The 26,135-nt window shown below is 42.8% G+C and carries 26 protein-coding genes, 1 other RNA gene and 2 riboswitches; of the genes, 10 read left to right on the forward strand and 17 right to left on the reverse strand.

Features of this window, described 5'->3' with window-relative positions; all coding sequences use genetic code 11:
• Window positions 1–56: 56 nt before the first annotated feature.
• From CYCPU_RS0110080 to CYCPU_RS0110090, 3 genes are all read left to right on the forward strand, one after another.
• Window positions 57–956, forward strand: coding sequence for a metal ABC transporter substrate-binding protein (locus CYCPU_RS0110080; RefSeq protein ID WP_020162635.1), 900 nt, complete (start codon window positions 57–59; stop codon window positions 954–956).
• Window positions 953–1,717, forward strand: a complete 765-nt coding sequence (locus tag CYCPU_RS0110085; RefSeq protein ID WP_016390496.1) for a metal ABC transporter permease — start codon at window positions 953–955, stop codon at window positions 1,715–1,717. The genes CYCPU_RS0110080 and CYCPU_RS0110085 overlap by 4 nt, the downstream gene beginning before the upstream one ends.
• A 285-nt stretch (window positions 1,718–2,002) precedes the next feature.
• Window positions 2,003–2,239 carry a hypothetical protein gene (locus CYCPU_RS0110090; RefSeq protein ID WP_015006753.1) on the forward strand — a complete coding sequence of 79 codons (237 nt, stop codon included), beginning with the start codon at window positions 2,003–2,005 and terminating at the stop codon, window positions 2,237–2,239.
• 166 nt (window positions 2,240–2,405) lie between these two features.
• On the opposite strand, the gene CYCPU_RS0110095 is transcribed toward CYCPU_RS0110090, so the two are convergent.
• The 6 genes from CYCPU_RS0110095 to gcvT form a co-directional block, all read right to left on the reverse strand.
• Entirely contained in the window at window positions 2,406–3,401 is a 996-nt protein-coding gene (locus CYCPU_RS0110095; RefSeq protein WP_015006754.1) for a carbohydrate kinase family protein, read from the reverse strand.
• Entirely contained in the window at window positions 3,398–4,852 is a 1,455-nt protein-coding gene (gene gcvPB, locus CYCPU_RS0110100; protein ID WP_016390495.1) for an aminomethyl-transferring glycine dehydrogenase subunit GcvPB, read from the reverse strand. The genes CYCPU_RS0110095 and gcvPB overlap by 4 nt, the downstream gene beginning before the upstream one ends.
• A gap of 16 nt (window positions 4,853–4,868) precedes the next feature.
• On the reverse strand, window positions 4,869–5,366 hold the full coding sequence (gene tpx / locus CYCPU_RS0110105) for a thiol peroxidase (RefSeq protein WP_015006756.1): 498 nt from the start codon (window positions 5,364–5,366) through the stop codon (window positions 4,869–4,871).
• Between the two features lie 11 nt (window positions 5,367–5,377).
• Window positions 5,378–6,742 (reverse strand): aminomethyl-transferring glycine dehydrogenase subunit GcvPA, encoded by a 1,365-nt coding sequence (gcvPA, locus tag CYCPU_RS0110110; protein WP_020162636.1) that lies wholly within the window; start codon window positions 6,740–6,742, stop codon window positions 5,378–5,380.
• Between the two features lie 4 nt (window positions 6,743–6,746).
• Window positions 6,747–7,136: a glycine cleavage system protein GcvH gene (gcvH, locus tag CYCPU_RS0110115; protein WP_016390493.1), complete on the reverse strand. Its 390-nt coding sequence runs from the start codon at window positions 7,134–7,136 to the stop codon at window positions 6,747–6,749.
• 63 nt (window positions 7,137–7,199) lie between these two features.
• Window positions 7,200–8,291, reverse strand: a complete 1,092-nt coding sequence (gcvT, locus tag CYCPU_RS0110120; RefSeq protein WP_015006759.1) for a glycine cleavage system aminomethyltransferase GcvT — start codon at window positions 8,289–8,291, stop codon at window positions 7,200–7,202.
• Window positions 8,292–8,334: 43 nt separating this feature from the next.
• Window positions 8,335–8,436, reverse strand: a riboswitch (glycine riboswitch).
• 17 nt (window positions 8,437–8,453) lie between these two features.
• Window positions 8,454–8,542: riboswitch (glycine riboswitch) on the reverse strand.
• Between the two features lie 150 nt (window positions 8,543–8,692).
• Here gcvT and CYCPU_RS0110125 point away from each other — a divergent pair.
• Window positions 8,693–8,929, forward strand: coding sequence for a TIGR02647 family protein (locus tag CYCPU_RS0110125; RefSeq protein ID WP_016390492.1), 237 nt, complete (start codon window positions 8,693–8,695; stop codon window positions 8,927–8,929).
• 2 nt (window positions 8,930–8,931) lie between these two features.
• Here CYCPU_RS0110125 and CYCPU_RS0110130 read toward each other — a convergent pair whose 3' ends face one another.
• Genes CYCPU_RS0110130 through CYCPU_RS0110145 form a run of 4 tightly spaced genes read right to left on the reverse strand, consistent with a single transcriptional unit; the run spans window position 8,932 to window position 13,211 of the window.
• The gene (locus tag CYCPU_RS0110130) at window positions 8,932–10,113 is read right to left on the reverse strand and encodes a UbiH/UbiF/VisC/COQ6 family ubiquinone biosynthesis hydroxylase (protein WP_020162637.1); all 1,182 of its coding nucleotides are present in this window, start codon (window positions 10,111–10,113) and stop codon (window positions 8,932–8,934) included.
• Window positions 10,113–11,312 (reverse strand): 2-octaprenyl-6-methoxyphenyl hydroxylase, encoded by a 1,200-nt coding sequence (gene ubiH, locus CYCPU_RS0110135; RefSeq protein WP_015006762.1) that lies wholly within the window; start codon window positions 11,310–11,312, stop codon window positions 10,113–10,115. Before ubiH ends, CYCPU_RS0110130 begins: the two co-directional genes overlap by 1 nt.
• Complete coding sequence (gene pepP, locus CYCPU_RS0110140; protein WP_020162638.1) at window positions 11,302–12,627, reverse strand: Xaa-Pro aminopeptidase; 1,326 nt, start codon at window positions 12,625–12,627, stop codon at window positions 11,302–11,304. Before pepP ends, ubiH begins: the two co-directional genes overlap by 11 nt.
• Window positions 12,628–12,647: 20 nt before the next feature.
• Window positions 12,648–13,211: a UPF0149 family protein gene (locus CYCPU_RS0110145; protein WP_015006764.1), complete on the reverse strand. Its 564-nt coding sequence runs from the start codon at window positions 13,209–13,211 to the stop codon at window positions 12,648–12,650.
• Window positions 13,212–13,334: 123 nt separating this feature from the next.
• Here CYCPU_RS0110145 and CYCPU_RS0110150 point away from each other — a divergent pair, with 123 nt between their 5' ends.
• From CYCPU_RS0110150 to CYCPU_RS0110170, 6 genes are all read left to right on the forward strand, one after another.
• Complete coding sequence (locus CYCPU_RS0110150; RefSeq protein ID WP_015006765.1) at window positions 13,335–13,553, forward strand: TIGR02449 family protein; 219 nt, start codon at window positions 13,335–13,337, stop codon at window positions 13,551–13,553.
• 2 nt (window positions 13,554–13,555) lie between these two features.
• On the forward strand, window positions 13,556–13,858 hold the full coding sequence (locus CYCPU_RS0110155) for a cell division protein ZapA (RefSeq protein WP_015006766.1): 303 nt from the start codon (window positions 13,556–13,558) through the stop codon (window positions 13,856–13,858).
• 218 nt (window positions 13,859–14,076) lie between these two features.
• Window positions 14,077–14,256, forward strand: a non-coding RNA gene (gene ssrS / locus CYCPU_RS11960) — 6S RNA.
• An 8-nt stretch (window positions 14,257–14,264) separates the two neighbouring features.
• The gene (locus CYCPU_RS11965; protein WP_083856997.1) at window positions 14,265–14,888 is read left to right on the forward strand and encodes a 5-formyltetrahydrofolate cyclo-ligase; all 624 of its coding nucleotides are present in this window, start codon (window positions 14,265–14,267) and stop codon (window positions 14,886–14,888) included.
• An 87-nt stretch (window positions 14,889–14,975) separates the two neighbouring features.
• Window positions 14,976–15,632 carry a ribose-5-phosphate isomerase RpiA gene (gene rpiA / locus CYCPU_RS0110165; RefSeq protein WP_020162639.1) on the forward strand — a complete coding sequence of 219 codons (657 nt, stop codon included), beginning with the start codon at window positions 14,976–14,978 and terminating at the stop codon, window positions 15,630–15,632.
• A 383-nt stretch (window positions 15,633–16,015) separates the two neighbouring features.
• A complete protein-coding gene (locus CYCPU_RS0110170; RefSeq protein ID WP_020162640.1) occupies window positions 16,016–17,719 on the forward strand; it encodes a SulP family inorganic anion transporter in 1,704 nt (567 codons plus the stop codon).
• Window positions 17,720–17,739: 20 nt separating this feature from the next.
• Here the strand turns inward: CYCPU_RS0110170 and CYCPU_RS0110175 are convergent, their stop codons facing one another.
• From CYCPU_RS0110175 to galU, 7 genes are all read right to left on the reverse strand, one after another.
• Window positions 17,740–19,251, reverse strand: coding sequence for a GGDEF domain-containing protein (locus CYCPU_RS0110175; RefSeq protein ID WP_020162641.1), 1,512 nt, complete (start codon window positions 19,249–19,251; stop codon window positions 17,740–17,742).
• 157 nt (window positions 19,252–19,408) lie between these two features.
• Window positions 19,409–19,801, reverse strand: coding sequence for a 30S ribosomal protein S9 (gene rpsI, locus CYCPU_RS0110180; RefSeq protein WP_015006771.1), 393 nt, complete (start codon window positions 19,799–19,801; stop codon window positions 19,409–19,411).
• 15 nt (window positions 19,802–19,816) lie between these two features.
• Complete coding sequence (rplM, locus tag CYCPU_RS0110185) at window positions 19,817–20,245, reverse strand: 50S ribosomal protein L13 (protein ID WP_015006772.1); 429 nt, start codon at window positions 20,243–20,245, stop codon at window positions 19,817–19,819.
• A 116-nt stretch (window positions 20,246–20,361) separates the two neighbouring features.
• The gene (locus tag CYCPU_RS0110190) at window positions 20,362–22,263 is read right to left on the reverse strand and encodes a polysaccharide biosynthesis protein (RefSeq protein WP_020162642.1); all 1,902 of its coding nucleotides are present in this window, start codon (window positions 22,261–22,263) and stop codon (window positions 20,362–20,364) included.
• Window positions 22,264–22,278: 15 nt separating this feature from the next.
• Window positions 22,279–23,535 (reverse strand): nucleotide sugar dehydrogenase, encoded by a 1,257-nt coding sequence (locus CYCPU_RS0110195; protein ID WP_020162643.1) that lies wholly within the window; start codon window positions 23,533–23,535, stop codon window positions 22,279–22,281.
• On the reverse strand, window positions 23,525–25,150 hold the full coding sequence (pgi, locus tag CYCPU_RS0110200; protein WP_020162644.1) for a glucose-6-phosphate isomerase: 1,626 nt from the start codon (window positions 25,148–25,150) through the stop codon (window positions 23,525–23,527). The genes CYCPU_RS0110195 and pgi overlap by 11 nt, the downstream gene beginning before the upstream one ends.
• Window positions 25,143–26,036, reverse strand: coding sequence for a UTP--glucose-1-phosphate uridylyltransferase GalU (gene galU / locus CYCPU_RS0110205; protein ID WP_020162645.1), 894 nt, complete (start codon window positions 26,034–26,036; stop codon window positions 25,143–25,145). The genes pgi and galU overlap by 8 nt, the downstream gene beginning before the upstream one ends.
• Window positions 26,037–26,135 lie beyond the last annotated feature (99 nt).

The following is a 26,135-nucleotide window of genomic DNA, read 5'->3' on the forward strand; positions in this document are numbered from 1 at the left end:
AACAAATCGCACAGGCCTTTTGTGCCTGTGCGACATTCATTTGTTTGGAGACAATTATGTTACATCCATGGAAAAAAACATTTATTTTATTACTCACTCTGCTCAGCCCATTTTACGCCCACGCTGAACTCAATATATTTGCATGTGAACCTGAATGGGCAGCGCTAACTAAAGCTCTCGGTGGTGATAAAGTACACGTCAACAGCGCTACAACTGCGATGCAAGACCCTCATCATATACAAGCACGCCCTAGCCTGATTGCCAGAATGCGCCGCGCCGACCTGTTAGTTTGCACAGGTGCAGACCTCGAAACAGGCTGGCTTCCTTTATTACTACGTAAATCTGCTAACCCTAATGTGCAGGTCGGTCAAACAGGCTATTTTATGGCTGCTGACTACGTTAGCCTGATGGACAAACCAACCGTGCTTGATCGTAGTCTCGGTGATATTCATGCTGCCGGAAACCCTCACTTTCACCTAGACCCTAAACGCATCGCTCAAGTCTCCGTGGCCTTAGCTGACAGGCTAGCAATGATTGATCCCTCTCATCAAGCATATTACCAACACAACCTAGCAACCTTTACTCAGCAATGGCAACAGGCAATGCAGCAATGGGAACAGCGAAGCAAACCATTACGCGATAAACCTATCGTTGTAAGCCATAATAATTGGGTCTACCTATCAAGCTGGTTAGGTTTAAAGCAAGTAGCAACTCTAGAGCCAAAACCCGGTATTCCAGCAAGTAGCACTCACCTTGCTAAGGTACTAAGCACATTGAAAAAAGAACCTGCTCAGATGTTACTTTATGCTAGTTACCAAAGTGATAAATCGGCACGTTGGCTAAGCAGTAAAACGGCGCTCCCCGCCATTGCTTTACCCCTCAGCCCTGATAATAATGAAACTCTAATTAATTGGTTTGATCGACTCCTCAGTCAATTATTAAATGTTACATCATGAACATTGAAGGACTTCAACTTTCGATTATTGGGCCGGCATTTATTGTCGGCCTACTGGTCCTCGCAACGCATGTCCCCCTTGGGCAAGAAGTTCTAAAACGCGGCATTATTTTTATTGATCTAGCTATTGCACAAATGGCTGGTTTAGGGGTTATCGTAGCCTGGCATTTTGGCTGGGAAGCACATGGCTGGGAGGTTCAAGTCGCCGCTTTATCTGCTTCTTTAATCGGCGCATTAGGCTTAAGCTGGGCCGAAAAGCACTGGGGAAAACACCAAGAAGCCCTTATTGGCATTAGTTTTATCTTAGCCGCTACCGCTAGTATTTTGCTGCTTGCTAATAACCCACATGGCGGTGATTCACTGAAAGACTTACTGGTCGGTCAAATATTATGGACCACTAGTGATCAACTTTTACCTACGGCCTTGGTAACCTGCTTAATTGTCTGGCTATTATTTAACTTTCGAAACCGCTTAGGTAATCTTGTTTTTTACATTTTATTTGCGTTAGCGGTTACCAACTCTGTTCAACTGATCGGGGTGTATCTAGTGTTTGCGAGCTTAATTATTCCTGCACTGGGTAGCCTGGGGCATAAAAAACCACTCTTAATTGGTTTTCTCATTGGTGCCACCGGTTATGGGTTTGGCTTAATTGGCTCATCATTATTTGATTTACCCAGCGGTGCTGTTATCGTCTGGAGCATTGCAATAACTGCCTTATTATTCAAATTTATTGTCAAACCTGCTTCACAGCAGCTTAATTAACAATTAAGCGCTCATTAAAGACCTAAAATGTAACTGTTCTTCAGTCAGTTCTTAACTTTAACTTTCAACGGAGGCTCTAGTATTTGAAGAGCCTCCCTTTCTATCAGCATAGCCCATTAACCGCCATTTAAGGCTGTGAAAACTACTGGCTAGGCTAGCCTCAGCAAGCTGTTTTCATAAGCTAACTAGAGACCCAGCACGCCAATAAAATTTATATTCTTGTGTTGACATAAAAGATATAGCATGAGATATTGTGCACCGCATCATTTAACAAAGGAACAGATTATGACAACCATAGATGAACTAGAAACCAAGTCTAAAGAGGCCATTACACACGCAACCGAGCTAAACGAAACGCTTGTTGAAGGTGCCTCTAAAGCAACAAAAGAAACAGGTATTTTCTATAAACGAATTATTGAAGGCAAACCAACAGACCTTTATCACATTACTAACGCTTTTAAGAAAATAATGGCAAACAACATTGAAGCAACTCAGCAATTTTTTAACTCATTTAAAAAATAAATGACCGCTTCGCTGTAACAATAGCTAATATGAGTCGTGTATTTCGCGACTCATGTTAGCCAATACTGTTAACCAGCTGTTGATAACGGCTTGGTTAGCTTTAGGGCTTAATGTCGTCATTGCACGACGATATAGGTCGTCCTACACCCCTTTTATAACAACTTCTTTAAAATGAGCCGCCAAACTGTTCTGCATACTGCATTTTGAGCTCATCTAGCGTCACAACATGGTTTTGCGTACCCGCATGGGCTATTTTAATCGCCCCCATTAGCCCCGCAATACGCCCTGTTACTTCCCAATCCAAGCCATTCATCAAGCCGTATAGCAAGCCACCGCGATAAGCATCACCACACCCTGTGGGGTCGACCAATGCTGTTGCTTTTGCAGGCGGAATATCGATACGCTCCGTCTTGGTATAAACCAACGACCCTTCTGCGCCTTTAGTAATAATTAATGCCTCTACTTGCTCAGCTATTTCATGTGGTGAAAGGCCCGTCTTTTCTTGCAACATCGCCGCTTCATAATCATTTAAAGTCACCCATGTTGCTTGTTCAATAAACGTTTTTAATTCATCGCTATCAAACATTGGCATACCTTGACCCGGGTCAAAAACAAATGGAATACCCGCTTCAACAAATTGCTTAGCATGTTCAATCATCCCTGCTTTACCATCCGGGGAGACTATTCCAATGCTTATATTCGCATCGCTAGGCACCTTGTTAAGCTCGGAGCGTCCCATTGCGCCAGGATGAAAAGCAGTAATTTGGTTATCATCCATATCACTGGTGATATAAGCTTGACCGGTAAAGTCATCTTCCAGCACTTTTAGATAGTCTTGCTTTACGCCTGTTTTAAGCATCCATTGCGCATAAGAAGCGAAATCTTTACCCACTGTTGCCATGGGCAATGCGTTTTCACCCAACAAATGTAAGTTATAAGCAATATTGCCTGCACAACCACCAAACTCACGGCGTAACTCAGGTACAAAAAAGGATACATTCAACATATGTACTTTATCGGGCAATATATGGTGTTGAAATTTATCAGGAAACACCATAATCGTATCAAATGCCATTGAGCCACAAATTAATGCTGATTGAGGCTTAGCGTTCATGTCAGCACCCGCTTCGGCATTTATATCCTTTGACTCTACAGCACTCATTGGTTTAACTCCTGCCATACTACATCCAACTGTTTAACCGCTTTGACATCATCTAAGCGTCTTACAGGTAGACTATAAGGCGCATTTTTTAAGCTTTCTGGCTGCATTTTTGCTTCATCTAAAATTTTCGCCATCGTGTCGACAAATTCATCGAGCGTTTCTTTAGCTTCAGTTTCTGTTGGCTCAATTAACAAACACTCAGGTATTAACAATGGGAAGTAGGTTGTTGGCGCATGGAAGTCATAATCCAAGAGACGTTTCGCCACATCCATCGCCGTTACATCAAGTTCTTTTGCTTGTTTTTTAAGCGTTAGAATAAATTCGTGTGTAGCACGCCGCTCAGGGTATGCAGCGTCATAACCTGCCGCCATTAAACGTTTCAATAGATAGTTTGCATTCAAGGTCGCAAAGTCTGCAACACGTGACATCCCCTCTCTACCGAGCATTTTTGCATAGATATAAGCTCGTAACAAAACACCCGCATTACCTGCAAAAGCAGACAAGCGACCAATCGTCTTAGGGCAATCTTGTTCATCTAATAACACGTACTGCCCTTCTTTCTTACCAACAATTGGTACTGGCAAGTACGGTTTCAAGCGCTTGCTGACACCTACTGGCCCTGCCCCTGGCCCACCACCACCATGTGGTGTAGAGAACGTTTTGTGCAAGTTCATATGAATCACATCAAAACCCATATCACCGGGGCGTACTTTACCCAAAATGGCATTCAAGTTAGCCCCATCGTAATACAACAACCCCCCGGCATCATGCACAATGCCAGCGATCTCTTTTATTTTACGATCAAAGACACCTAACGTACTTGGATTTGTCAGCATAATGCCCGCAGTTTGCGGGCCAATCGCCTCTTTTAGCGCCTCAATATCAACATCACCATTCTTTCCAGTGGGGATTTCTCGCACTTTATAACCACACATAACAGCCGATGCTGGGTTAGTACCATGTGCCGCATCAGGGACTAAGATTTCACAACGCGCCGTATCATTACGCTCATCGTGATAGGCTTTAATCATCGCCACACCCGCGAACTCACCTTGAGCACCGGCCGCAGGAGACAAAGAGACTGCCTGCATCCCTGTAACCTCTTTTAACATGCCTTGTAGTTCATACATACACGATAAAAACCCCTGACCGTGCAAGCTAGGCCCAAGTGGGTGCCGCCCAGTAAATTCAGGTAAACTCGCTAGCGTATTGCAGGCGCGTGGGTTGTATTTCATCGTACAAGAACCCAACGGGTAAAAATGCGTATCTATCGAGAAGTTTTTCTGAGATAAGCGCGTAAAATGACGCACCACCTGCATTTCTGAAACCTCAGGTAAATTTGGCTTGGAGGTTCTTAAGGCGTCTGCAGGCAATGAAGCCAAAGCATCATTATCTTGCGGCAACTGAGCGTTTGACGCCCGCCCACTGTGCGATTGCTCGAATATCAGCATGTCAAATTTATCTCTTTTATAGTGCGGCTAATGCTGTCTCGTAATCCGGCTCATCGGCAATTTCAGCCACCAATTCTGACGTTTTTACATTATTGTTTTCATCTAAACTAATTAACGCTCTCGCTGTAATACCTTTCAGCGGTCCATCACCAATCAGCACACCATAATCTTTTGCGAAGTTACGATCGCGCATCATTGACAAGGTAACGACATTTTCTAAGCCCTCGTCGCCACAAAAGCGCGACATTGCAAATGGTAAATCCGCCGATACAACAAGAATCACTGTATTAGGGTGGCTCTTAGCGTATTCATTCAATTTTTTGGTTGATAGCTGACAAGTTGGTGTGTCCAAGCTTGGCACAATGCTAATTATTTTCTTTTTACCGGCATAATCTGCGAGCGATACATCGGCCAACTCTTTGGTTGTTAGGCTGAAGTCTGGCGCGTTTGAACCCACTGCAGGAACATCGCCGTTTGTATGAATCTCATTACTTTGTAGTGTAATTGTTGCCATGGTTATTTCTCCTATCCGTTTAATAATGTATCGAGCGTCGTTGCAAATTGCTCAATGTCGTTTTCTGTGCGTGTTTCAGTAGCACAAACCATCAAGGCATTACCTAATTCAGGGTAATGCGCAGACACTTCAAAACCAGCCAAAATATGGTGCTCTCGCGCCAACGTATCAATTAATTGTTTAACGTCCATGTCCAACTGAAGAACGCATTCATGAAAGTTGGGAGCATTAAACACTGTTTTCACACCCTTTATAGCTTGCAAGCGATTGCGTAAAAGTTGGGTGTTTTTATGTGAATTGAGTGCTACTTTTTTAAGTCCCTCTGGACCAAGCAAGGACATATAAATAGTAGCCGCTGTTACCAATAACCCTTGGTTTGTACAAATATTTGATGTCGCTTTTGAACGCCTAATATGCTGCTCGCGGGCCTGCAAGGTTAAGGTGAACCCTTCTTTACCATCTAGATCTGTTGTCCGACCAATAATTCGACCAGGCATTTGTCTAACATGCTTTTGTTTACAGCACATAAAGCCAAAATACGGCCCGCCTGACGCCAACGGAACACCCAGTGGCTGGCCTTCCCCACAAACAATATCAACACCTGTTTGCCCCCACTCACCTGGTGGTTTTAACAATGCCATTGCTACTGGGTTAACCACAGCGATTGACAGCATTTTATTCTCAGCTGCCCATGCAGTTAAAGCATCTACGTTTTCTATCACACCAAAAAAGTTAGGCTGGGGAATCACCAAGGCAGAAAAATCTTCGCCTGAAAACGAGTCGAGCGCATTTAAATCAGTTTGGCCCGTTTCTGAATCATACGGCACGGCCACCAGCTCAATATCTTGATTGTTGACAATCGCCTCTGTTACTGAACGATACACAGGGTTCGTCGTCACCGGCATTAATATTTTCCGTGATTTAGACTTTTTATTCGCACGCACCGCCATTAGAACAGCCTCAGCGAGTGCCGAAGCACCGTCATACAGCGATGCATTTGATACATCCATGCCCATTAAACTGGCCATCATCGACTGAAATTCATACAACAACTGTAAGGTTCCTTGCGAAGCTTCGGCTTGATAGGGTGTATACGCACTATAAAACTCACCGCGCGTGGTTATTTCCCAAACAGCAGCAGGTATATGGTGTTCGTAAGCACCGGCACCTAAGAAGCATAATGGCAAGCCATCTTGTGCCGCACGGTCTCGAAGTAGACGAGTCACTTCCATCTCGTTCATACCTTGTGGGATTTTCTCTAAATCACCACACCGTAAATTTGCCGGGATTTCATCAAACAAGTCTTCAATACTATCCGCGCCAATGACCGATAGCATTTGTTCGATATCTTGCTCTGAATGGGGAATAAAGGGCATATTATTACTCGTCGTCGATTAAGTTTTCGTAGCCTTCAGCAGCCAATAAATCATCCAGCTCACTGGCATCAGTTGGTTTTACGACAAAAATCCAACCCTCGTCATATGGTGACTCATTAATTGCTTCTGGACTATCTTCTAATGCGTCATTAACCGCTACAATTTCCCCTGTTACGGGGCTATAGATATCTGACGCCGCCTTTACCGACTCAACAACACTGCACTCATCGCCTTTACCAACAGCTTGACCAGCCTCAGGTAACTCAACAAAAACTAAATCTCCCAATAGTTCTTGCGCATGATCGGTTATCCCAACGCGAATATTACCATCGGCTTCCAGTAATGCCCATTCATGAGAATCCGCATATTTTCTATCATCAGGTGTATTTGACATGTTTTTTCCTCTCTTTGTCCCCAAGGGCACTTATTTCGTTTAAGCGAATTTCGCTTGATGTTGTTATAACGTTACCTGTACGTCCCCATGACGAACAAAACAAGGGCTGACTACCCTTGCCGTTTTAAGTTTGCCACGAATATCAATTTTACATGTTTCAGCAATATTTGCTGGTACACGTGCCAGCGCAATAGAACGTTCCATTGTCGGCGAATACCCGCCACTGGTTATTTCGCCAGTAGAGCCATCTTGCAAGACGACTTTTTGATGCCCTCTGAGAATGCCTTTATCTTCTAGCAGCAGACCTACAAACTGATCGCTGACACCGTTAGCGTTTATCGTCTCAAGCGCTGAACGGCCAATAAAGTGACGGTTTTCAGGTTGAAAGGCTACCGTCCATGCTAAGCCAGACTCTAGAGGATGTTTGCTTTCATCCATATCTTGACCGTATAAATTCATACCTGCTTCCAGCCTTAACGTATCTCTTGCGCCCAAACCACACGGTTTAACACCCACTTCGATTAACTGTTTCCAAAAACCTTCTGCTTTCTCTTCGGGCAGTATAATCTCAAAGCCATCCTCTCCGGTGTAGCCGGTTCTGCCAATAAACCACTCACCATACCAACAGGCACTAAATGGTTTAATTTCAGCTGCCGACAGCCCTAACCGCTCCGGTAATAATGGGCAAACTTTTTGACGAGCCTTTGGACCTTGTACTGCAATCATTGCCAATTGAGGCCGCTCAGTCACGGTCACTTCAAATGTGTCGGCTTGCTTTTCAATCCACGCTAAATCTTTCTCTCGCGTTGAAGCATTAACCACTAGACGATAATTATTATCGTCTAAAAAATAAACAATAAGGTCATCAATAATGCCCGCTGCTTCATTCAGCATGCAACTATATAAAGCTTTTCCCTGTCGAGCTAGCTTCGCCACATCATTCGCTAACAGGTATTGTAAAAAAGCTTTCGCTTGCGCGCCATTAATATCAATAACAGTCATATGCGACACATCAAACATGCCAACCGATTGTCTGACCACATGGTGTTCATCTATTTGCGAACCATAATTTACTGGCATATCCCAGCCACCAAAATCCACCATTCGGGCACCCAGTTCACGGTGCGCATCATTTAAAATTGTCTTTTTAGTCATCTAATTTCTCCGCACAAAAAAAGGGCGGCACGCGGAAACCACATGCCGCCCCTCTGTCCAAAACCTGAAAGTTTAAGAGCTTTTGCCCTCTTGCCTCTTCGGTGGGCTAAACGTATCCGCCTAACCTCTCTCCAGAGTCAACTGATTACCGGCAAGCCGGTAAATTCTCTTATGGTCCATTTGCCTGAGCGATTCCGAGCGAATTGCGCCTTCGGCGTCGGTGTTATACCGATCTCTCCCAAAAGAGGTTAATTGATAATCCATTGTACCCTGCTAAAGTCACTATTTCCATCAACAAAAATTTTCAAGCCATCGGATCTTTTTGCCCACACTGAAAAATAGTGTTACTGTTTCACCCACATTAAAAAGAATGTATGCGGTCCAACTTAGGGGGATTAATAATGAAATTCAACCAAGAACTCATTGATGAACTTAACATCCTTATACAGTACGATCTTAGCAATACCGAGCAGGGCATAAAAATACATCACGACGCTAGCCCAGCAACTATTGATGCCGCCGCTCGCTTGTTCGATAAAGGGTTAATCGACAAAAAAGATGGCGGATATTTAACGTCTATTGGCAGAAAGGCGGCCGAACACACACTGTCTATTTCGGGCCTACTGACAACTGATTGAACTTAAACCCCCATAGCATATTTGCAAATTTGGTTTTTCAATAACGCCGACTGGTTAATCAAACCCATACCCGAACTTCTAGTCAGCTTAATAAGTGATTGATCTGCAGCGAAAAGCCGTTTAAAGCCATCCATAATGCCCATCATTAACAAATTGTCGCCCTTACGCTGACGCTCATAACGTCGCAATACTTGCTCACTGGCTATATCGCGTTTTGCTATATGTGCTTTTAACACCACATCGGCTAATACCGTAGCATCTTTGAGCCCCAAATTTGCGCCTTGCCCTGCAAGCGGATGAATGGTGTGAATCGCATCACCAATCAAAACCATTCTCTGCTGACAATATTGCGATGAAAACTGTAACGCTAATGGAAATGCTCCGCGTTGGCTTACCAACTCAAGCTTACCAAGCTGCTGCTCAGACGCCTCTACTAACGCTCTACAAAAATCCGAGTCCGACAAGGCTAAGTAACCTTCTGTTGTTTCCACCGACGATGTCCAAACAATAGAGATCAAACCATCGCGTAAAGGCAATAAAGCTAAAGGACCTTCTGGCAAGAACCGCTGCCAAGCAGTATTTTGGTGTGGTTTTTCCGGTTTAATTGTCGCCACCAGCGCTTTTTGCTGATAACTCCAACCATAGTGCTCTATTCCACTTAGTTGCCGTATTTTAGAATTTGATCCATCAGCGCCCACCAATAGCTGGGCGTTGATCTGGGTATTATTTGACAACTGAATCGACACACCATCTTCATTAGTCTCAAAACTCATCAACTGCGTTAATTTAAAAACATCGCAGCTTTTTAACTGCTGTAGTTTTTTCCATAACGCTAAGACAGTAATGCGATTTTCCACCACCGCACCCATTTGCATTTCACCAGCCTCGGCCGAATCGATGGCTAACTCACCACTACCGAAATGATCCCACACATACATTTTTTCAATTGGTTGCTCACCCAATTGAACAATCTCGTCCCAAACCCCTAATGATTTAAACACGTTAATCGAGGCAAGGGTGAGTGCAGAAACACGTAAATCATAACTCTCCTGAGGCCATTCAGCAGATGGATCACCAGCATCCACCAGGGCAACCGAGATGCCTTTTTCAGCCAACAAACAAGCCATTGTTGCTCCCGTTATGCCGCCACCAATAATCGCTACTTGGTATTTTTTTTCGCTCATTAACTGACCTTTAACCTTGCGATTGGAGCGCCTAAGCCCATAGCCTGTCGCGCAAACTCGTTCTTCAACAAGGGGATGTTGTCCAACATTAACAAACCACTATTTCGCATCACACTCAGCGCCGCGTTATCTGTTGAAAATAATTTAATCACACTGTCGGTAAACCCTGTTATTAATGCTTGGTCTGTTTTGCGATGTCGCGCATAGACTTCAAGCACATCATCAAGCTCCTCATCTTGCTGCGCTGAGATGATCACCCCTGCTAACATGGCTGCATCACGCAGGCCAAGATTAAACCCTTGCCCCGCCACTGGATGAAGTTGGTGTGCAGCATTACCAATCAACACTACTCGATTTGAAATATTCTGCGGGACATGCGACAGACTCAATGGAAACATTTGGCAGCTTCCCGCTAGCGACAACTCCCCTAACCACTGCCCAAAGCGTAATTGCAACCTCTGCAGAAAAGCGTCCTCTGATAGGTTTTTCACCTGTTCGGCTATACTAGACGGCATTGTCCAAACTAACGAATAAAGCCCATCAAAATGCGGCAACATCGCAATTGGACCTTCGCTAGTAAACCGCTCATAAGCAACGTCATTTTCATCTGACTCAACATGTATTAAGCCCGTGATCGCTTGCTGATCATAAGGATATTCTTTTAATTCAAAAGGGCCTAGTTGACGAACTTTTGACAGCCCGCCATCCGCACCAACTAATAGTTTGCAAGACAGTGTTTGCTCTTTCCCATTAACACTAACAATCACCTCTACACCGTTGTCATTAACCGTATAATCACTTAGCGTTGCCGGCGATAAAACATCAACCGTGGTAGCTGCCAACCTGGTCGAAACAACCGACTCAATGCACCTAGCCTCTACCACATACCCCAGCGCCTCAACCTGCTGGTTTTGTGCTGACAGTCTCGTTTTACCAAAACGTCCTTTATCGGAAACATGTATATGCCGTATTGGCATCGCTTCATCACTCAGCTCTTGCCAACTATTTAACCGTTCAAGAATTTCCCTACTACCCCAAGACAAGGCTATTGCTCTTTTCCCTACACTATCGGCTTGTTTTTCATCGATGGTCTTTGCCTCTACAATAGCAACACGGCGCGATGTCTGGCTCAGCGCCAAACCTAGACACGCACCGACCATCCCACTGCCAATAATAATAAGATCGTAATCAGTCGTCATTAACCTTGCTCATCAGCGACTCGATGTCTTTAATTTCTTTAGGCACACTATCAGTCAACACTTCATGCCCTTTTTTAGTGACAAGCACATCATCTTCAATGCGTATCCCAATCCCACGCCACTTTTTATCGACGTCGTTAGCATTTGGGTGAATATACAAACCAGGCTCAACGGTCAACACCATGCCGGGCTCCAGCAAGCGCCATTGATCATCTAATTTATAATCCCCAACATCGTGCACATCCATCCCTAACCAATGCCCTGTACGATGCATATAATACGGCTTATAGGCCTCATTTTTAATCAATGTTGACAAGCTACCTTGCAATAAACCAAGCCTAACCAAACCTTTTGTTAACACCTCAACCGCAGCATCATGCGGGTCGTTCCAATGATTACCGGGTTTAACTTGCTCTATAGCTGCGTACTGGGCATCTAACACTAATTGATAGAGCGCTTTTTGCTCTTCATTAAACACACCATTTACGGGGAAAGTTCGGGTAATGTCAGATGCATATTTTTTCCACTCACAACCCGCATCAATCAACAATAAATCACCATCATTTAATACGGCATTATTATCTATGTAATGCAGAACACATCCATTATGCCCACCACCGACAATCGCTGGGTAGGCTTCTTGCTGTGCGCCATGACTCATAAAACAGTGCTTAAGGTTTGCCTCAACTTGATATTCATACATCCCCGGACGACAAGATTGCATAGCCTTAATATGTGCTTTAACTGATATTTTTGCCGCCTTTTTCATCCATTTAATTTCTTGTGCTGACTTTATAAGCCGCATTTCATGCAAAATATGATCTGACGAAATAAATTCTGCGGGTGCTGATACCCCTGCCCTAGAGCGGCCTCTTACTTGCTGAGACCAATCCATCAATTGTTGGTCAAAATCAGGCTGTGCCCCCATTGGGAAATACAACCGATTTTTATTTTCCAATAAGCCAGGCAAAATATCATCGATATCATCAATCGGAAATGCATCATCTACAGCATAATCACGAACCGCGCCTTCTAAGCCCGCACTCGCCCCTACCCATAAAGCGGTTTTCTCATCATATTCTCGGCAAAATAAAACATACTCGCCTTGTTCCCTACCTGGTACAAACACAATCACCGATTCAGGCTCATCAAAACCGCTTAAATAAAAGAAATCACTGTTTTGACGAAAATGAAATTCCACATCGCTATTACGTTGCATAATAGATGCGCTGGCGATCACCGCAATATTCCCTTCACCCACCATGCGTAAAAATTGCTGCCTTCTACGGGCAAATTCTTTTTGCTCTTCTATCACAAAGCCTCCTTTATATCTCGCTAGTGAAGCGTTGGTTGTTCCGTTGATGAATCGCTATCTGGTTGCAGTTCTTGCATTAAAATTTGCACGCCCATCCGCACGTATTCTTGTAACTCCATAAACGCTTGCTCATCTGACTCATCTGAGTTGTCGGCATCTAAACGTGAAATCTCCATTAAATCTCTTAATATGCCTCTACAGTCCTCACTCCAATCTTTATCATCACCGACCCCCATATAAGCCACGCCATATAAAAAACCCTGGCACCATTCACTCATGGCAACTGCCCGCACACCAATCCGTTCTTCCTCATCGGGTAGCAACAAGTCAAAAATAAACTCATCGGTTTTGAGCAATTCCAATGTACCTTGAAACAAACCAATTAAGCCTTGCTTATCCTCATTCGTTAAGGCTTTTAGCTGATCTTCCGTATCAAATATTGCACTTATCCAACGATTAAAGTCTGCATCAAATTGCACACATAGCATGCCTGACGCCAAGCCATGTGCTTCAGACACATTCATACCAGCATCATGCTCATCAAAAATTAACTGCAAATCCTCATAATTACCTAAACGTTTCACTGCCCACTCCAAACAATTTATCAATGTGGCTATGCTATCATTACGTGACCGAGGCACCAAAACTTACCGACTATATTACTAACGGTATTGACCTTCTCAGCAATCACACCTACTATTTATCTTGTGAATAAAGAACAAAACCCAGAAATTGACTTGCAACACCTTGAGCAGAAAATTGACGCACTTGTTCAAGTGTGCCAAAACCTGCATGAAGAAAACCAACAACTCAAGAGCCAGCAAGCCGATCTCATTCAACAACGCAGTGCTTTAATGGATAAAACTGAAAAAGCTAAAACGCGTATTGAGTCAATGATTTCTAGGCTTAAATTAATGGAAATATAAGCATGTCAACTTCCACGACTGTCACCTTACACCTACTAGATAAAGAATACCGAGTCAGCTGCTCTGAAAATGAGCGAGCAGGGCTTGAGTCTTCTGCTCGGTTTTTAGATGAAAAAATGCAAAGCATTAAAAAATCCGGACGAGTAGTAGGCTTAGACCGCATAGCCGTAATGGCTGGCCTCAATATCACACATGATTTTTTAGTTGAAAACCAAAAAAAAAGCGGCGCCTCTTTAAATATTAGTGACAAAATAATCGCCCTTCAAAATAAACTAGACTTTGCCATAGACGCCTTCGGTAAATAGTTTTCCTACTTTAACTTTAATTTGCCCTACTCATTAAATTAGATAGGCTTCATACGATATCAACCGCAATCTGTTTAACCTTAGCTGCAAAACGAAGCGGCTTTACACTCTTTAGAAAACATCTTGATCAGCTGTAAAATAATAAAAATATTTTTTATCTCTCTTTAAATGTAAAAAATATACTGTTAATTTTTTTTCATAGGGTTACACTGTCAGTGCGTTTCCTGCGGTGTTCGAGTTAAGGTGAAATGCCCTTGGACCTAATTACCTACCCGGGAAGACAGATCATTTTGTTGGTGTGCACGCTCTACATAGAGAAGCCTAATGCAAATGTCCGACTCCCACTTGAACCTATCGGTTCAAGGTAGAAACCTGAATACGGCACTGGCGGGAAGCGCCCTATTTTATGACCCAATTAATACCTTCCTTAAGACAATCATTACGACGCAGACGTAACACTATTTCGACCTCTGATAGAGCCCGATTTGATTACAGTATCAACCAACATTTGTTAAAAACAGGGCTTCTTCTTCGCTCCTCAAGTGTTGCGAGTTACCTCGCTAATGATGGTGAACCAACACTCGATTTATTCATACAAGCTTGCTCAAAGACCCGCTGCAAACACTATCTCCCGGCTTTAAATAAGCAAAGACTTAGATTCTCTTCTTATCTATGGGGCGATCCATTGGAAAACAATCGATTCAATATCCCCGAGCCTGCCAAACAGCTCTATTTACCTGCTAAATTATTAACCAGCATACTCATTCCTTTAGTGGGTTTTGACCAGCTAGGCCATCGCATAGGTATGGGTGGCGGCTACTATGACCGTACACTCAATTTTATGTTGAGTCCGGCATGCAAAAAAAAACCGCTCTTAGTGGGTATCGCTTATAGCCTGCAAATGGTTGATACTATTAAGCCTGAAGCCTGGGATGTTCCATTAGATGCCATCGTCACAGAGCTTGGAGTGGTCTGCTTTTCAGCCAAGGCAAAACAACGCCTACTAGGCGACTCATCCGATGCATTATAAAAAATGATGATTAAATAGCTTCTAACTACGCTTAGATGCGATATATCATACGAATACTTCTTAACAACTAACGCCAATCTTTTACTCATGCAAGACGACTTAAAAAAACTAGCCGCACAAGCCGCTATCCCGTACGTAAAGAACTGCCGTATTTTAGGCGTTGGTACCGGCTCAACGGTCAACCACTTTATTGATTTATTGGTTCCTCTTAAGCATCAATTTGAAGGTGCCGTTTCAAGTTCAGAGGCCAGCACAGAAAGATTATTGGCTTTAGGCATCCCGGTTCTTGATTTAAATGCCGTGGGCACTTTAGATATTTATGTTGATGGAGCCGATGAAATTAATACGAATTTAGAACTCATAAAAGGAGGCGGTGGTGCCTTGACCCGTGAAAAGATTATTGCCGCCGCCAGCAAACACTTTATTTGTATTGCCGACCACAGCAAGTTAGTCTCTCGATTGGGCAAATTTCCGCTACCTGTAGAAGTCATTCCGATGGCTAGAAGTTATGTGGCTCGAACCATATCAGCACTTGGTGGTCAGCCCGTCTGGCGAGAAAATTTTATTACTGATAACGGCAACGTCATTTTAGATATTCACCGTTTAGATATTTTAGAGCCAATGAAACTGGAAAACACACTCAATAACATTACCGGTGTTGTAACAACTGGCCTATTCGCTAACCGGTCGGCTGATACTGTTTTGCTTGCCAGTGAACAGGGGACCCAAACCTTAACGCTTTAAACCAAAGCCTCCAGGACATTTATTTCAGGCAAAAAAAAGGGGCTAAAAGCCCCCTAGTTTTTATTTTTATTATTATTTTTTATGCAGCTCTTCTAACTACAAAAGAAACTGTCTTTCCCCTCTCCTTGCTCTTAAAATGAATAATACAGTGTTTTTGCAAAAAAGCAACAATATATATTTTTTAACTGATTGATTTTATTATAATTTTATTGCATTGCAGCAAAAAAAATGATTGAAGTCAATTTTAAACAACAGCTTAATAAAGTTATTATATATTTATGCTAATTTAATATACCTATAAATCCTGTCAAAGAACGTTACCCCTGCATTTAGCTCAGGTGCGTTACGAATGATAAAAATACGGCGCAATAAGGTTTTACATCATGCTTCTACCAAGCTGGATCAAGACGTACCAAACCGCTCAATTAAAGGGGGATTTAATTGCTGGCGTCATTGTTGCTATTGTCCTTATTCCTCAATCTATGGCCTATGGTCTGTTGGCAGGGCTCCCCGCCGAAGTAGCCCTGTATTCATCCGTTCTTCCAATCATTTTATACGCCGCTTTCGGCAGTAGTCGAACATTGGCCATTGGGCCGGTCGGTATTATGTCGTTAATGACAGGCGCCACTATCGCCGAATTAGGCATCAGCAATATTGACGAAGTAATAAACGCAGCAAACACTCTGGCTTTATTAACTGGCATCATATTGCTATTAATGCGAGCAGCTAGGTTAGGTAGTATTATAAATTTTCTAAGTCACCCCGTTGTTTCCGGGTTTATTAGCGCCTCAGCTATCATTATCGCCTTAAGCCAAGTAAAACATATTGTTGGTTTAAACATCACCGAAGGGCTCGCCCCTTACCAGGCTATAACCCATATCGTTACCCAACTTCCCCAAGGACACCTAGTAACAAGCATCCTCGGAGTTTGCAGCTTAATGCTTCTATGGTGGTTTAAAGGCCCTTTAGCAAACCTCTTAAAGAAAAGAGCATTTAACCCTAACAGCATAAAGTTTATATCGAATTCGGGCCCTCTTATTGTTGCCGTTACTGGCACTCTTGTTGTTTATTATTTCCATTTAAATACACGATTTGAGGTATCCGTGGTTGGTTATATTCCACCAGGGCTTCCTCATATTATTCTGCCTAATTACGATGAGCAACTATTTAAACAACTCCTTCCCTCTGCTCTGCTTATCGCTTTAATTGGTTATCTAGAAAGTGTTTCTATTGCAAAATCCATGGCTGGGCAGAAACGACAAAAAATCGATGCGAATAAGGAACTCTTAGGACTCAGTGCTGCCAATGTCTCATCAGCTCTTAGTGGTGGCTATCCAGTAGCTGGAGGTTTTGGTCGTTCGATGGTTAATTTCACCGCCGGCGCTAACTCCCCCTTGGCGTCTATTATTACGGCTTGTTTAGTTGGTTTGACTCTGTCTGTTTTAACACCCTTATTCTTTTTTTTACCAAAGGCTGCACTCAGTGCAGTTATTATATTTGCCGTACTACCTCTCATTGACACACACACCCTTAAACACACATGGCGCTACGACCGTACAGAGGCCACTTTGATGTTAATAACTTTTCTTACTGTGTTATTTATTAATGTAGAAAGCGGCATTCTGGCTGGCATTATTATCTCTATTGGCTTATACCTACATAGAAGCAGCCAACCTCATATTGCTGTAGTTGGGCAAGTGGGAAACTCTGAGCATTATAGAAACATCAAGCGCTATAAAGTAAAAACGGATAAAGAAATTCTTGCCATACGCGTTGACGAAAACCTTTATTTTGCTAACACAAACTACCTTGAAGACAATATTATGGGGTTGGTTGCGGACAACCAGTCGATTAACCATATTGTACTTATTTGTCAGTCGATAAGCTTTATTGACACCAGCGCGCTACAATCCTTAAGTGACATTCTTTACCGACTTGAAAAAGCCAACATTCAGCTACACTTAGCTGAAATAAAAGGTCCGGTTATGGATAAGCTGAAAGATACTGAGTTTCTAAAAAAGATAGGCACGGAAAATATTTTTTTAAGCACTCATCAAGCCATAACGACATTACAAGCGCGCCGCTAACTACGCCAAACATTTAAGGATTATATTGCCCGCTCACTCAAGCATTGGTTCCTTCCTAAACTTTTAGCTTTATACAAGGCCTGATCAGCCCTTCCATAGACATCACTTACCGTATCTCCAGGAGCAAACTCGGCACAACCAACAGACATTGTTATTGTAAGTCGTTTACCTTGATAACCAAACTTACAATCTTCTACACTTTTTCGAAATTGCTCTAACCTTTTTAACCCACTATCAAGGTCACTACCTGTAAAAATAACAGCAAATTCTTCGCCGCCAATTCGACCAAAGAAATCACTTTCTCGTACCTGCTTATTAATTAACTGGCTAATCGTGCATAACACCTTGTCACCTACAGAGTGCCCATACGTATCATTAATTTTTTTAAAACGGTCAATATCTAACACGGCCAACACCAAAGGCTCTGCATTTCGTTTCCAGCGCTCGTACTCGAGCCTAATACGCTCATCAAACGCTCGCCTATTTGCAACCCCCGTCAACACATCAACCAGTGCTTCTTCATGTGCTTGTATTAGCGATAATTTCAGCTCTTGTACTTGTAACTCCATTTTTTTTAATTTATTCGCTACGGAAAATGCATACCCTTCGACTTCATCTACTCGACGCCTTTCTACCTCGGTAAATTCAGAGACTGTTTGACTAAACTCAGCAAGGCGTTTGATCAGCAAGGCCTTTAATAACGCTAAATTATCTGCTTGCAACACCGACTCTTGCAATGTTTTAACCTGACCACCCATCAACTCAGTCAACCGCCATCGATCTTTTAATTCATCTGCTTCTTCAGCTCCTGCTTGCCTAAGATCTGAAGAAAGTTCAGCCAACTTATGAATAACTGTTTCAACAAGCCCAGAGAACTCAACAATGAGCTCATTCTTGTTTACAATGCCGTTTCCTAGCACATCAAAAGTTTCTTTATGAAAAGTACTAAGGTCAGATAAGTTAGCCATCCTCTCAATATCTTTATGCAACCCAGCCACCTTAATCGACTCTGCAAGCCCGGCGTCTAATGCTTCAAGACTTCCTAATTGACGTGCTAGATCACCCTTTAATCCGTTTAAAGAAGCTTTAATTGAAGGACCACTATTATCAAAAAGCGCCCCAACTATTAAATTAACGACTTTTCGGGTAAAAGCTTTTAACTCATTTGGAGTACGAATCTTAGCGGCATCTTTTTGCAAGATTTCAACATCATCACCCAATACATCTGACATTTTTAAATTTTCTAACAGAATATCTAACGTGGTAATTGCTGAACGTAAATCGTCTTTATCAAAATAGCTTATCACTAAGTCTCTTACACGACTTAATGCTTCAACAGGTGCTCCTTCACCATTGGGCGTATTCCTAGGTAACGAGTTAATCGCTTTATCTATTGCCTTATGGTGCCCTTTAACTCCTTTTAATATCGACATTAGTACTTGATACAACGCCTGAATACTATCCGTCGCCTTTTGCTCGGACTCATCCAGCTCTTTTAATGCACGCCTATACTTCTCTTTATAGTCTGCCATCAATCAGTATCTAAATAATCATGTTTGAAGTATAGACCAACCTTTAAAAAGATACCAACACACCGATTTCTTTTCCTTTTGCACAAAAAAAGCCCATTTTAATAATGGGCTTTTTTTAAAACGGTAAGAACTTTCGCTCTTATTTGAATCAATACGATTAACGTTTTGAGTACTGAGGACGTTTTCTCGCTTTGTGAAGACCAACTTTTTTACGCTCAACTTCACGTGAGTCACGTGTTACAAAACCTGCTTTGCGAAGGGCAGGACGTAACTCGCCATCAAACTCCATTAATGCGCGGGTAATCCCCAATCTAATAGCACCGGCTTGACCTGATGTTCCACCACCTTTTACAGTGATAAGAAGGTCAAATTTCTCCATTGCTTCTGCTGTTTCTAGTGGCTGACGAACAATCATACGATCAGTTTCGCGGCCAAAATAAGTATCTAGCGTTGCATTGTTAATTTTAATCTCGCCTTTGCCAGGACGTGCAAAAACACGTGCAACTGAACTTTTACGACGACCAGTTCCATAATATTGGGTTTGTGCCATGATAATAAACTCTTGTTATAGTTCTAATGTTTTAGGTTGTTGGGCTTGATGCGTATGCTCAGCGCCAACAAATACTTTCATTTTCTTGAACATATTTCGACCCAATGTGTTTTTCGGCAACATGCCTCTAACAGCTGATTGGATGATACGCTCTGGGTGTGTTTCACGAAGCTTACCTAAAGAAACAGACTTTAAGTTACCAATGTAACCTGTGTGATGATAATACATCTTGTCTTTTTCTTTATTGCCTGTCACACCAATTTTTTCAGCGTTAATGACAACAATGTAATCGCCCGTATCAACGTGAGGTGTATATTCAGGCTTATGCTTACCGCGTAAACGGCGTGCTATTTCTGTGGCTAAGCGCCCCAGCGCTTTACCTTCGGCATCAACAACATACCAATCGTGTTCTACTTCTTCTGTTTTTGCGCTAAATGTTTTCATTTCTTAATTCCACTCACTCGAGATGCGGGTCTATCAAAGAGCCGCGTATTCTATCTATTTTTTATCTAAATCACAATGTTAAGTTACAAAACTTTATAAAATCGAACTAAAACCGTCTAATGAAGCACATTCGCAATAGCACATTGTGGTTTATAACCAACCACTGCTTCTGATAATACCGCTCTAATTTCAACATCATCATTGTCATTAATCGCTTGCTGCAAACGTCTAATAAGAATATTCAGCTCTTCCCAAGGAATCATACTTTCATTAGCCCGCATGATTTTTTCATGGTCTGTATTTTTCACATCATTACCGATCAATAACTCTTCATACAGCTTTTCACCCGGGCGTAACCCGGTGAACTTTATTTCGATGTCTCCGTGCGGCGTATCATCTTCTTTAACTTCTAGTCCACTTAAATGAATCATTCGCTTTGCCAATTCTAATATTTTAACAGGCTCGCCCATGTCTAAAACGAACACATCGCCACCTTTTGCCATGGCACCCGCTTGTATAACCAATTGGGCTGCCTCAGGGATTGTCATAAAGTAACGAATAATTTTAGGGTCCGTCACAGTCACTGGACCACCTTCTTTTATTTGCTTCTTAAACAGAGGAATGACGGAGCCTGACGAGCCGAGCACATTGCCAAAACGCACCATCGCAAATTGTGTTGCAGATACGCCTCTATGCTTATTACTTAATGCCTGCAAAACCAATTCAGCCATTCTTTTTGAAGCCCCCATCGTATTAGTAGGCCGCACAGCCTTATCTGTTGAGATCAGTATAAAGTCCTTAACCTTCGACTTTAATGCTGCCTCAGCTGTATATAAGGTCCCCAGAATATTGTTTTTAATTGCTTCTCTTGGGTTTTTCTCAACTAATGGCACATGCTTATAGGCTGCAGCATGATATACCGTTTCAACGTGCGCCGCCTGACAAGCTAATAAAACTCGATCTGAATCCGTTACCGACCCCAAGACAGGCTTAATGACCACTTCTTCGCTGATCGGCTGATTTTTTAAATCATGCTCTATCATATAAAGAGCAAACTCGCTATGTTCAAATAAAACAATCTCTTTTGGCTTTTGCTGCAAGATTTGACGACACAGTTCAGCTCCGATTGAGCCACCTGCCCCCGTTACCATCACAACTTTATTATGTATGTTTTTCGCCATCAAAGATTTATTAGGCAATACCTGATCACGGCCTAATAAATCTTCAATTTCAACGTCTCTTATATCATCAACCGTTACTTCACCCTCGGCAATTTCAGCTAATGTTGGTAACGTTTTCACAGTTACTGGGTAAGGCTCCAACAAAGCAATAACTTGGTTACGGCGAGACCGTGACACTGAGGGCATCGCCAATAACACATCCTTCACTCCATGTCGCTCAATAAGTCGGCTCAAATGTGAGAACGGGTGCACACGAACATCACCCATTTGCCGCCGATGAAGTGATGGCTCGTCATCAATAAAGGCCACTACTTTCATACCACTTTTTACATTTAGTTGCCCAAGCACTTGCATACCTGACGAGCCCGCACCATAAATGACCACATTACGAGCTGCATTTACATTCGCAGGAGCCAACCCTGCCAGCCACCAACGCACCACCATTCGACTTCCACCAACCATAAGGAGAGCCACCAACCAATTAATAATGTGAACTGAACGCGGCACAACTTCAATATTCGCCAACACAACAAAAAAAGCAATAAGCAAGCTATAAAGAGAGACCGCCTTAACCACAACCCATAAAGAGTGAAAGCCAATATATCTAATAATCGCTCGATACAAGCCCAATCTAATAAAAATAGGTGTTGCTATAAAAGGCGCAACAGCAAACAACCAAATTACGCTGCCTTCGGGCCAATAAAACTCACCTAGCCGTAGTGAGAAGGATACCCATAAAGCCAACGTAATAACAATAAAATCAAATAGCAGCGTAACCGCACGCTTTATCCGCCTGCTTCGACTAATGAACCAACCTGGAAGTGAAAAAATATCCATATTTAACTCACACCTCTACCGACCTACTCCTAAATAATAAAACCCGTGCTGTTTAACGACCTCTTTATCAAAAACATTCCTCCCATCAATGATCAAACGATCATTCATGCATTTAGCAAGTTGCTCATAATCAGGTGACCAATAAAGCGGCCACTCAGTAACGAGTAATAACGCATCGGCACCAGCTGCTGCATCCATCGGTTCTTTACAATAACGGATCAATGCCTCACCTGCATAATAACTTTTTATATTTGGCATTGCTTCTGGGTCATGAATATTAACTTGAACCCCTTGCGCAACCAGTGCATTAATTATTTTTAAGCTGGGCGCATTATCAATGCTGGCTGTTCCTGACTTAAATGAACACCCCCAAATTGCAACCACTTTATCTTCCAAAGCACCATTATAGTGTTGCCACAATTTTCTGAACAGCAACTCTTTTTGCACTTCATTTTCGTCAACAACTGCTTTTAATAATGATTGCTGTTGCTTCTGCTGTTGAAAAATGCCAGAGAACTTAGAGACATAAGCATGGAAGTTCTGCCCTCCAAAACCACAGCCCGGCGACAAGTAATGCTCACCGATCCTTGTATCAGCCCTCATTCCTTCTTGAACAACGCTAATATCCACACCTAACTGATCTGCCAGATTAGCCAATTCATTAACATAACCTAAACGAATAGCGAGCATGCCTGTAATAGCAAATTTGGTAAATTCAGCTTCACGAGTTGTCATTAACTGCAGTGTATTCAAGCCCTCACTAAACGGCCTTAATAAAGCTCGAGCCTTAACTAATGCCTTATGATGATCTAGCCCCAAAACGATCCCGTTAGGTTGACTAAAACCCTGGATCGCCGAACCTTCTTGTAAATTATCGGGGATATACACCACATAGCCTTTCCCTTTTAATCGAGTTTGCAGGTCACGTGTCGCTCCCACCGCAAAGTTACATTGATTAACGACCAGCATATCATTTTGAGCTGATTGAGAAAGCCGCTCCATCACTTGCTCAGCCTTGTATTGCTGGTCTGGCTGAAAGGCAAGCCAATGAATATTAGCCTCTGGCTGCACTCCTTCGTTACGCCGACTAAGTCGGCCACTACTAATCTGTGCTTCTAACTGTTGCAATAAATTCGGCTCATCACGAACCGTCGGAATCTTTCCTAATTCACCTTGCGACACACCGCAAATAACTACATCGTTTCCTACTTTAGCTAGGCATGTCGCCGCAACCCAGGCAGAAAGCCCCGCACCATACACATTAACTTTCATACTGAGCCTGTTGACGTTGAACACGCTGAATCAATCCCCTAGTAGATGAATCCAGGTCCCCACTCACCTGTGACTGAAACTCTGGTAATAATGATGAAGCTAGCTTTTTGCCTTTTTCCACGCCCCACTGATCAAACGGGTTTATTTCCCAAATCACCGACTGCACAAACACTTTATGCTCATATAAAGCAATCAGTCCGCCAAACGTTTCTGGGGTTAACTCATCCAACATAATCGTGCTACTAGGCTGATTGCCATCGTAATGCTGATAACCTAAATCATTTTCCGATTCGGCGCCCAAGGCCAGAAGCCTAGATTGCGCCAAGCAATTAGCAAGCGATAACTGATGCTGCAGCTGAAGCTCTTCACCTTCGCCTTCATAGCGTACCGCTGTGGTAATAAAGTCGCACATCACCAATTCAGTACCTTGATGTAAAAGCTGATAAAACGCGTGTTGTGCATTCGAGCCGACTTCACCCCATAACACTGGGCAGGTTCGGTAATTAAGCCGCTCTCCCTTGGTATTGACACTTTTCCCGTTACTTTCCATTTCCAACTGTTGTAAATAGGATGGTAAATGTGAAAGACGTCCATCATAAGGCAAAATTGTGTGTGCATGAATATTCAAAAAGTTAATATTCCAAACGCCAACCAAGCCTAATAAAACGGGCAAATTTTTATCAAAGCTCGTCTCTCTAAAATGCCTGTCCATTGCATGAGCACCTTTAAGAATCGCACGAAAATTTTCCATACCAACTTTAAGCGCAATAGGCAACCCTATTACTGACCACAAAGAATATCGCCCACCAACCCAATCCCAAAATAATAATTGGTTTTTCTCGGGAACCCCCCATGATTGTGCCGCACGGATATTCCCAGTTGCTGCAATAAAGTGATGTTGATTAATTAAGTCTACAGACTTCCCACCTGCTTTTAACAACCATTCCCTAGCCGTATTAGCATTTGCCAAGGTGTCAATTGTGCTAAATGTTTTAGAGGCCACAATAAATAATGTTGTCGCGGGCTCTAATAAAGGAAGTAGCTTTTCTAGTTCACTCCCATCCATTGATGATACAAAATGGATATCAAGTTGCTTGCTTTCAGCAGGCGTATATTGCTCTAATGCATCACAAGCCATTAACGGCCCAAGGTTTGAACCTCCAACCCCAATATTTACAATTGACCGAATAGGTCGACCATCAAAACCTCGCCACTGAGCCTGCTGGATCTGCCTAACCAATAACGCCATTTTTTCTAAGGAAGCATGGATATCTTCCGTAATAACCCTGTCGTTAACCTTAAGGGTTTCTTCTTTGGGGAGCCGTAACGCAGTATGCAACGCAGAACGCCCCTCCGATACATTGACTTGCTCTCCAGTAAATAATTTTTCAATCCATTCGCCCAGCGCTTGCTGCTCAGCTAAGGCCGTTAATTTACCCAATGTGTCTTTGGTAATCCGCTGCTTTGAAAGATCTAATAAAAAACTCTCGGTAGAAAAACTAAACTCATCAAACCTATCAGCCTCTAGACGAAATAACTCAGATAGGTGCAATCCCTTCATTTCTTCAGCGTGCGACTGAAGATCAACCCATGCTTTTACCTCACCACTATTCATGCTCATTAGCTAACACGTTGATAAACTGTCTCAAACCGTTGGCCGTGTCACTATGCTGTAAACCATAGGCAAGATTAGCCTTTAAATAACCCAGTTTTTCTCCACAATCATATGTATCACCCATCATTTTATAGGCCTCCACTGGCTCCAATTTTAATAGAGCATCAATAGCATCCGTGAGTTGTATTTCGCCACCCGCACCGGGCTTACCGTCAGCCAGCAAACTCATAATCTTCCCAGGTAGCACATAACGACCAATAACGGCTAAATTTGAAGGCGATTCGTCTTGCTTTGGCTTCTCGACCAGCCCTTTAATAGCTGTTGATTCGCCAAACGCTGGGGCCACACCTCCACAGTCGGCAATACCATATAATTGAACTTTATCGTCTGGCACTTCGCCGACCATAATTTGAGCCGCACCTGTGTTTTCAAACTCAACAACCATTCTCATTAAGTCATTCGTTTTATCACCCCCGTTATTCACCAACACATCAGGTAAAATAACTACAAATGGTTCGCCGCCAACCATGCTCGCAGCACAATGTACTGCATGCCCAAGGCCTTTTGCTTCGGGTTGCCGAATTGAAATAATCGATACTTCTGGGGGGACAATATTTTGAATAGCCGCCAACAACGCCATTTTATTTTTACGTGCTAACTCAGCCTCAAGCTCATAATGCGCATCAAAGTGATCCTCTATTGTTGATTTACCCGCACGCGTCACCAAAATAATTTCCTTTATCCCCGCGGCAACAGCTTCTTCAACCACATATTGAATAACCGGCTTATCCACTACTGGCATCATTTCTTTTGGGATCGCTTTACTAGCGGGTAAAACGCGCGTCCCTAAGCCCGCAACGGGGATTACTGCTTTTCGAACTTTCAACGTCCTTGCTCCTTAAAACTATCGATAATCGCTAAGTCTAGCAAAGAAAAAAGACTACCAGCTTTTTTCCTGACTAAATTCGTAAAAATAGCAACCCAG

The sequence above is a fragment of the Cycloclasticus pugetii PS-1 genome (genome assembly GCF_000384415.1).
GTDB classification, from domain to species: domain Bacteria; phylum Pseudomonadota; class Gammaproteobacteria; order Methylococcales; family Cycloclasticaceae; genus Cycloclasticus; species Cycloclasticus pugetii.

What these genes read in the sequence shown, in the direction of transcription:
- gcvH (WP_016390493.1), bottom strand. Translation starts at nt 7,136, where the DNA reads ATGTCAAATACACCTGATGATAGAAAATATGCGGATTCTCATGAATGG.
- CYCPU_RS0110095 (WP_015006754.1), bottom strand. Translation starts at nt 3,401, where the DNA reads ATGAGTGCTGTAGAGTCAAAGGATATAAATGCCGAAGCGGGTGCTGAC.
- CYCPU_RS0110125 (WP_016390492.1), top strand. Translation starts at nt 8,693, where the DNA reads ATGAAATTCAACCAAGAACTCATTGATGAACTTAACATCCTTATACAG.
- CYCPU_RS0110175 (WP_020162641.1), bottom strand. Translation starts at nt 19,251, where the DNA reads ATGGCAGACTATAAAGAGAAGTATAGGCGTGCATTAAAAGAGCTGGAT.
- gcvPB (WP_016390495.1), bottom strand. Translation starts at nt 4,852, where the DNA reads ATGCTGATATTCGAGCAATCGCACAGTGGGCGGGCGTCAAACGCTCAG.
- pgi (WP_020162644.1), bottom strand. Translation starts at nt 25,150, where the DNA reads ATGAATAGTGGTGAGGTAAAAGCATGGGTTGATCTTCAGTCGCACGCT.
- rpiA (WP_020162639.1), top strand. Translation starts at nt 14,976, where the DNA reads ATGCAAGACGACTTAAAAAAACTAGCCGCACAAGCCGCTATCCCGTAC.
- CYCPU_RS0110190 (WP_020162642.1), bottom strand. Translation starts at nt 22,263, where the DNA reads ATGGATATTTTTTCACTTCCAGGTTGGTTCATTAGTCGAAGCAGGCGG.
- CYCPU_RS0110130 (WP_020162637.1), bottom strand. Translation starts at nt 10,113, where the DNA reads ATGAGCGAAAAAAAATACCAAGTAGCGATTATTGGTGGCGGCATAACG.
- rpsI (WP_015006771.1), bottom strand. Translation starts at nt 19,801, where the DNA reads ATGGCACAAACCCAATATTATGGAACTGGTCGTCGTAAAAGTTCAGTT.
- CYCPU_RS0110170 (WP_020162640.1), top strand. Translation starts at nt 16,016, where the DNA reads ATGCTTCTACCAAGCTGGATCAAGACGTACCAAACCGCTCAATTAAAG.
- ubiH (WP_015006762.1), bottom strand. Translation starts at nt 11,312, where the DNA reads ATGACGACTGATTACGATCTTATTATTATTGGCAGTGGGATGGTCGGT.
- CYCPU_RS11965 (WP_083856997.1), top strand. Translation starts at nt 14,265, where the DNA reads ATGACCCAATTAATACCTTCCTTAAGACAATCATTACGACGCAGACGT.
- CYCPU_RS0110195 (WP_020162643.1), bottom strand. Translation starts at nt 23,535, where the DNA reads ATGAAAGTTAATGTGTATGGTGCGGGGCTTTCTGCCTGGGTTGCGGCG.
- CYCPU_RS0110080 (WP_020162635.1), top strand. Translation starts at nt 57, where the DNA reads ATGTTACATCCATGGAAAAAAACATTTATTTTATTACTCACTCTGCTC.
- CYCPU_RS0110085 (WP_016390496.1), top strand. Translation starts at nt 953, where the DNA reads ATGAACATTGAAGGACTTCAACTTTCGATTATTGGGCCGGCATTTATT.
- tpx (WP_015006756.1), bottom strand. Translation starts at nt 5,366, where the DNA reads ATGGCAACAATTACACTACAAAGTAATGAGATTCATACAAACGGCGAT.
- gcvPA (WP_020162636.1), bottom strand. Translation starts at nt 6,742, where the DNA reads ATGCCCTTTATTCCCCATTCAGAGCAAGATATCGAACAAATGCTATCG.
- rplM (WP_015006772.1), bottom strand. Translation starts at nt 20,245, where the DNA reads ATGAAAACATTTAGCGCAAAAACAGAAGAAGTAGAACACGATTGGTAT.
- CYCPU_RS0110155 (WP_015006766.1), top strand. Translation starts at nt 13,556, where the DNA reads ATGTCAACTTCCACGACTGTCACCTTACACCTACTAGATAAAGAATAC.
- gcvT (WP_015006759.1), bottom strand. Translation starts at nt 8,291, where the DNA reads ATGACTAAAAAGACAATTTTAAATGATGCGCACCGTGAACTGGGTGCC.
- CYCPU_RS0110090 (WP_015006753.1), top strand. Translation starts at nt 2,003, where the DNA reads ATGACAACCATAGATGAACTAGAAACCAAGTCTAAAGAGGCCATTACA.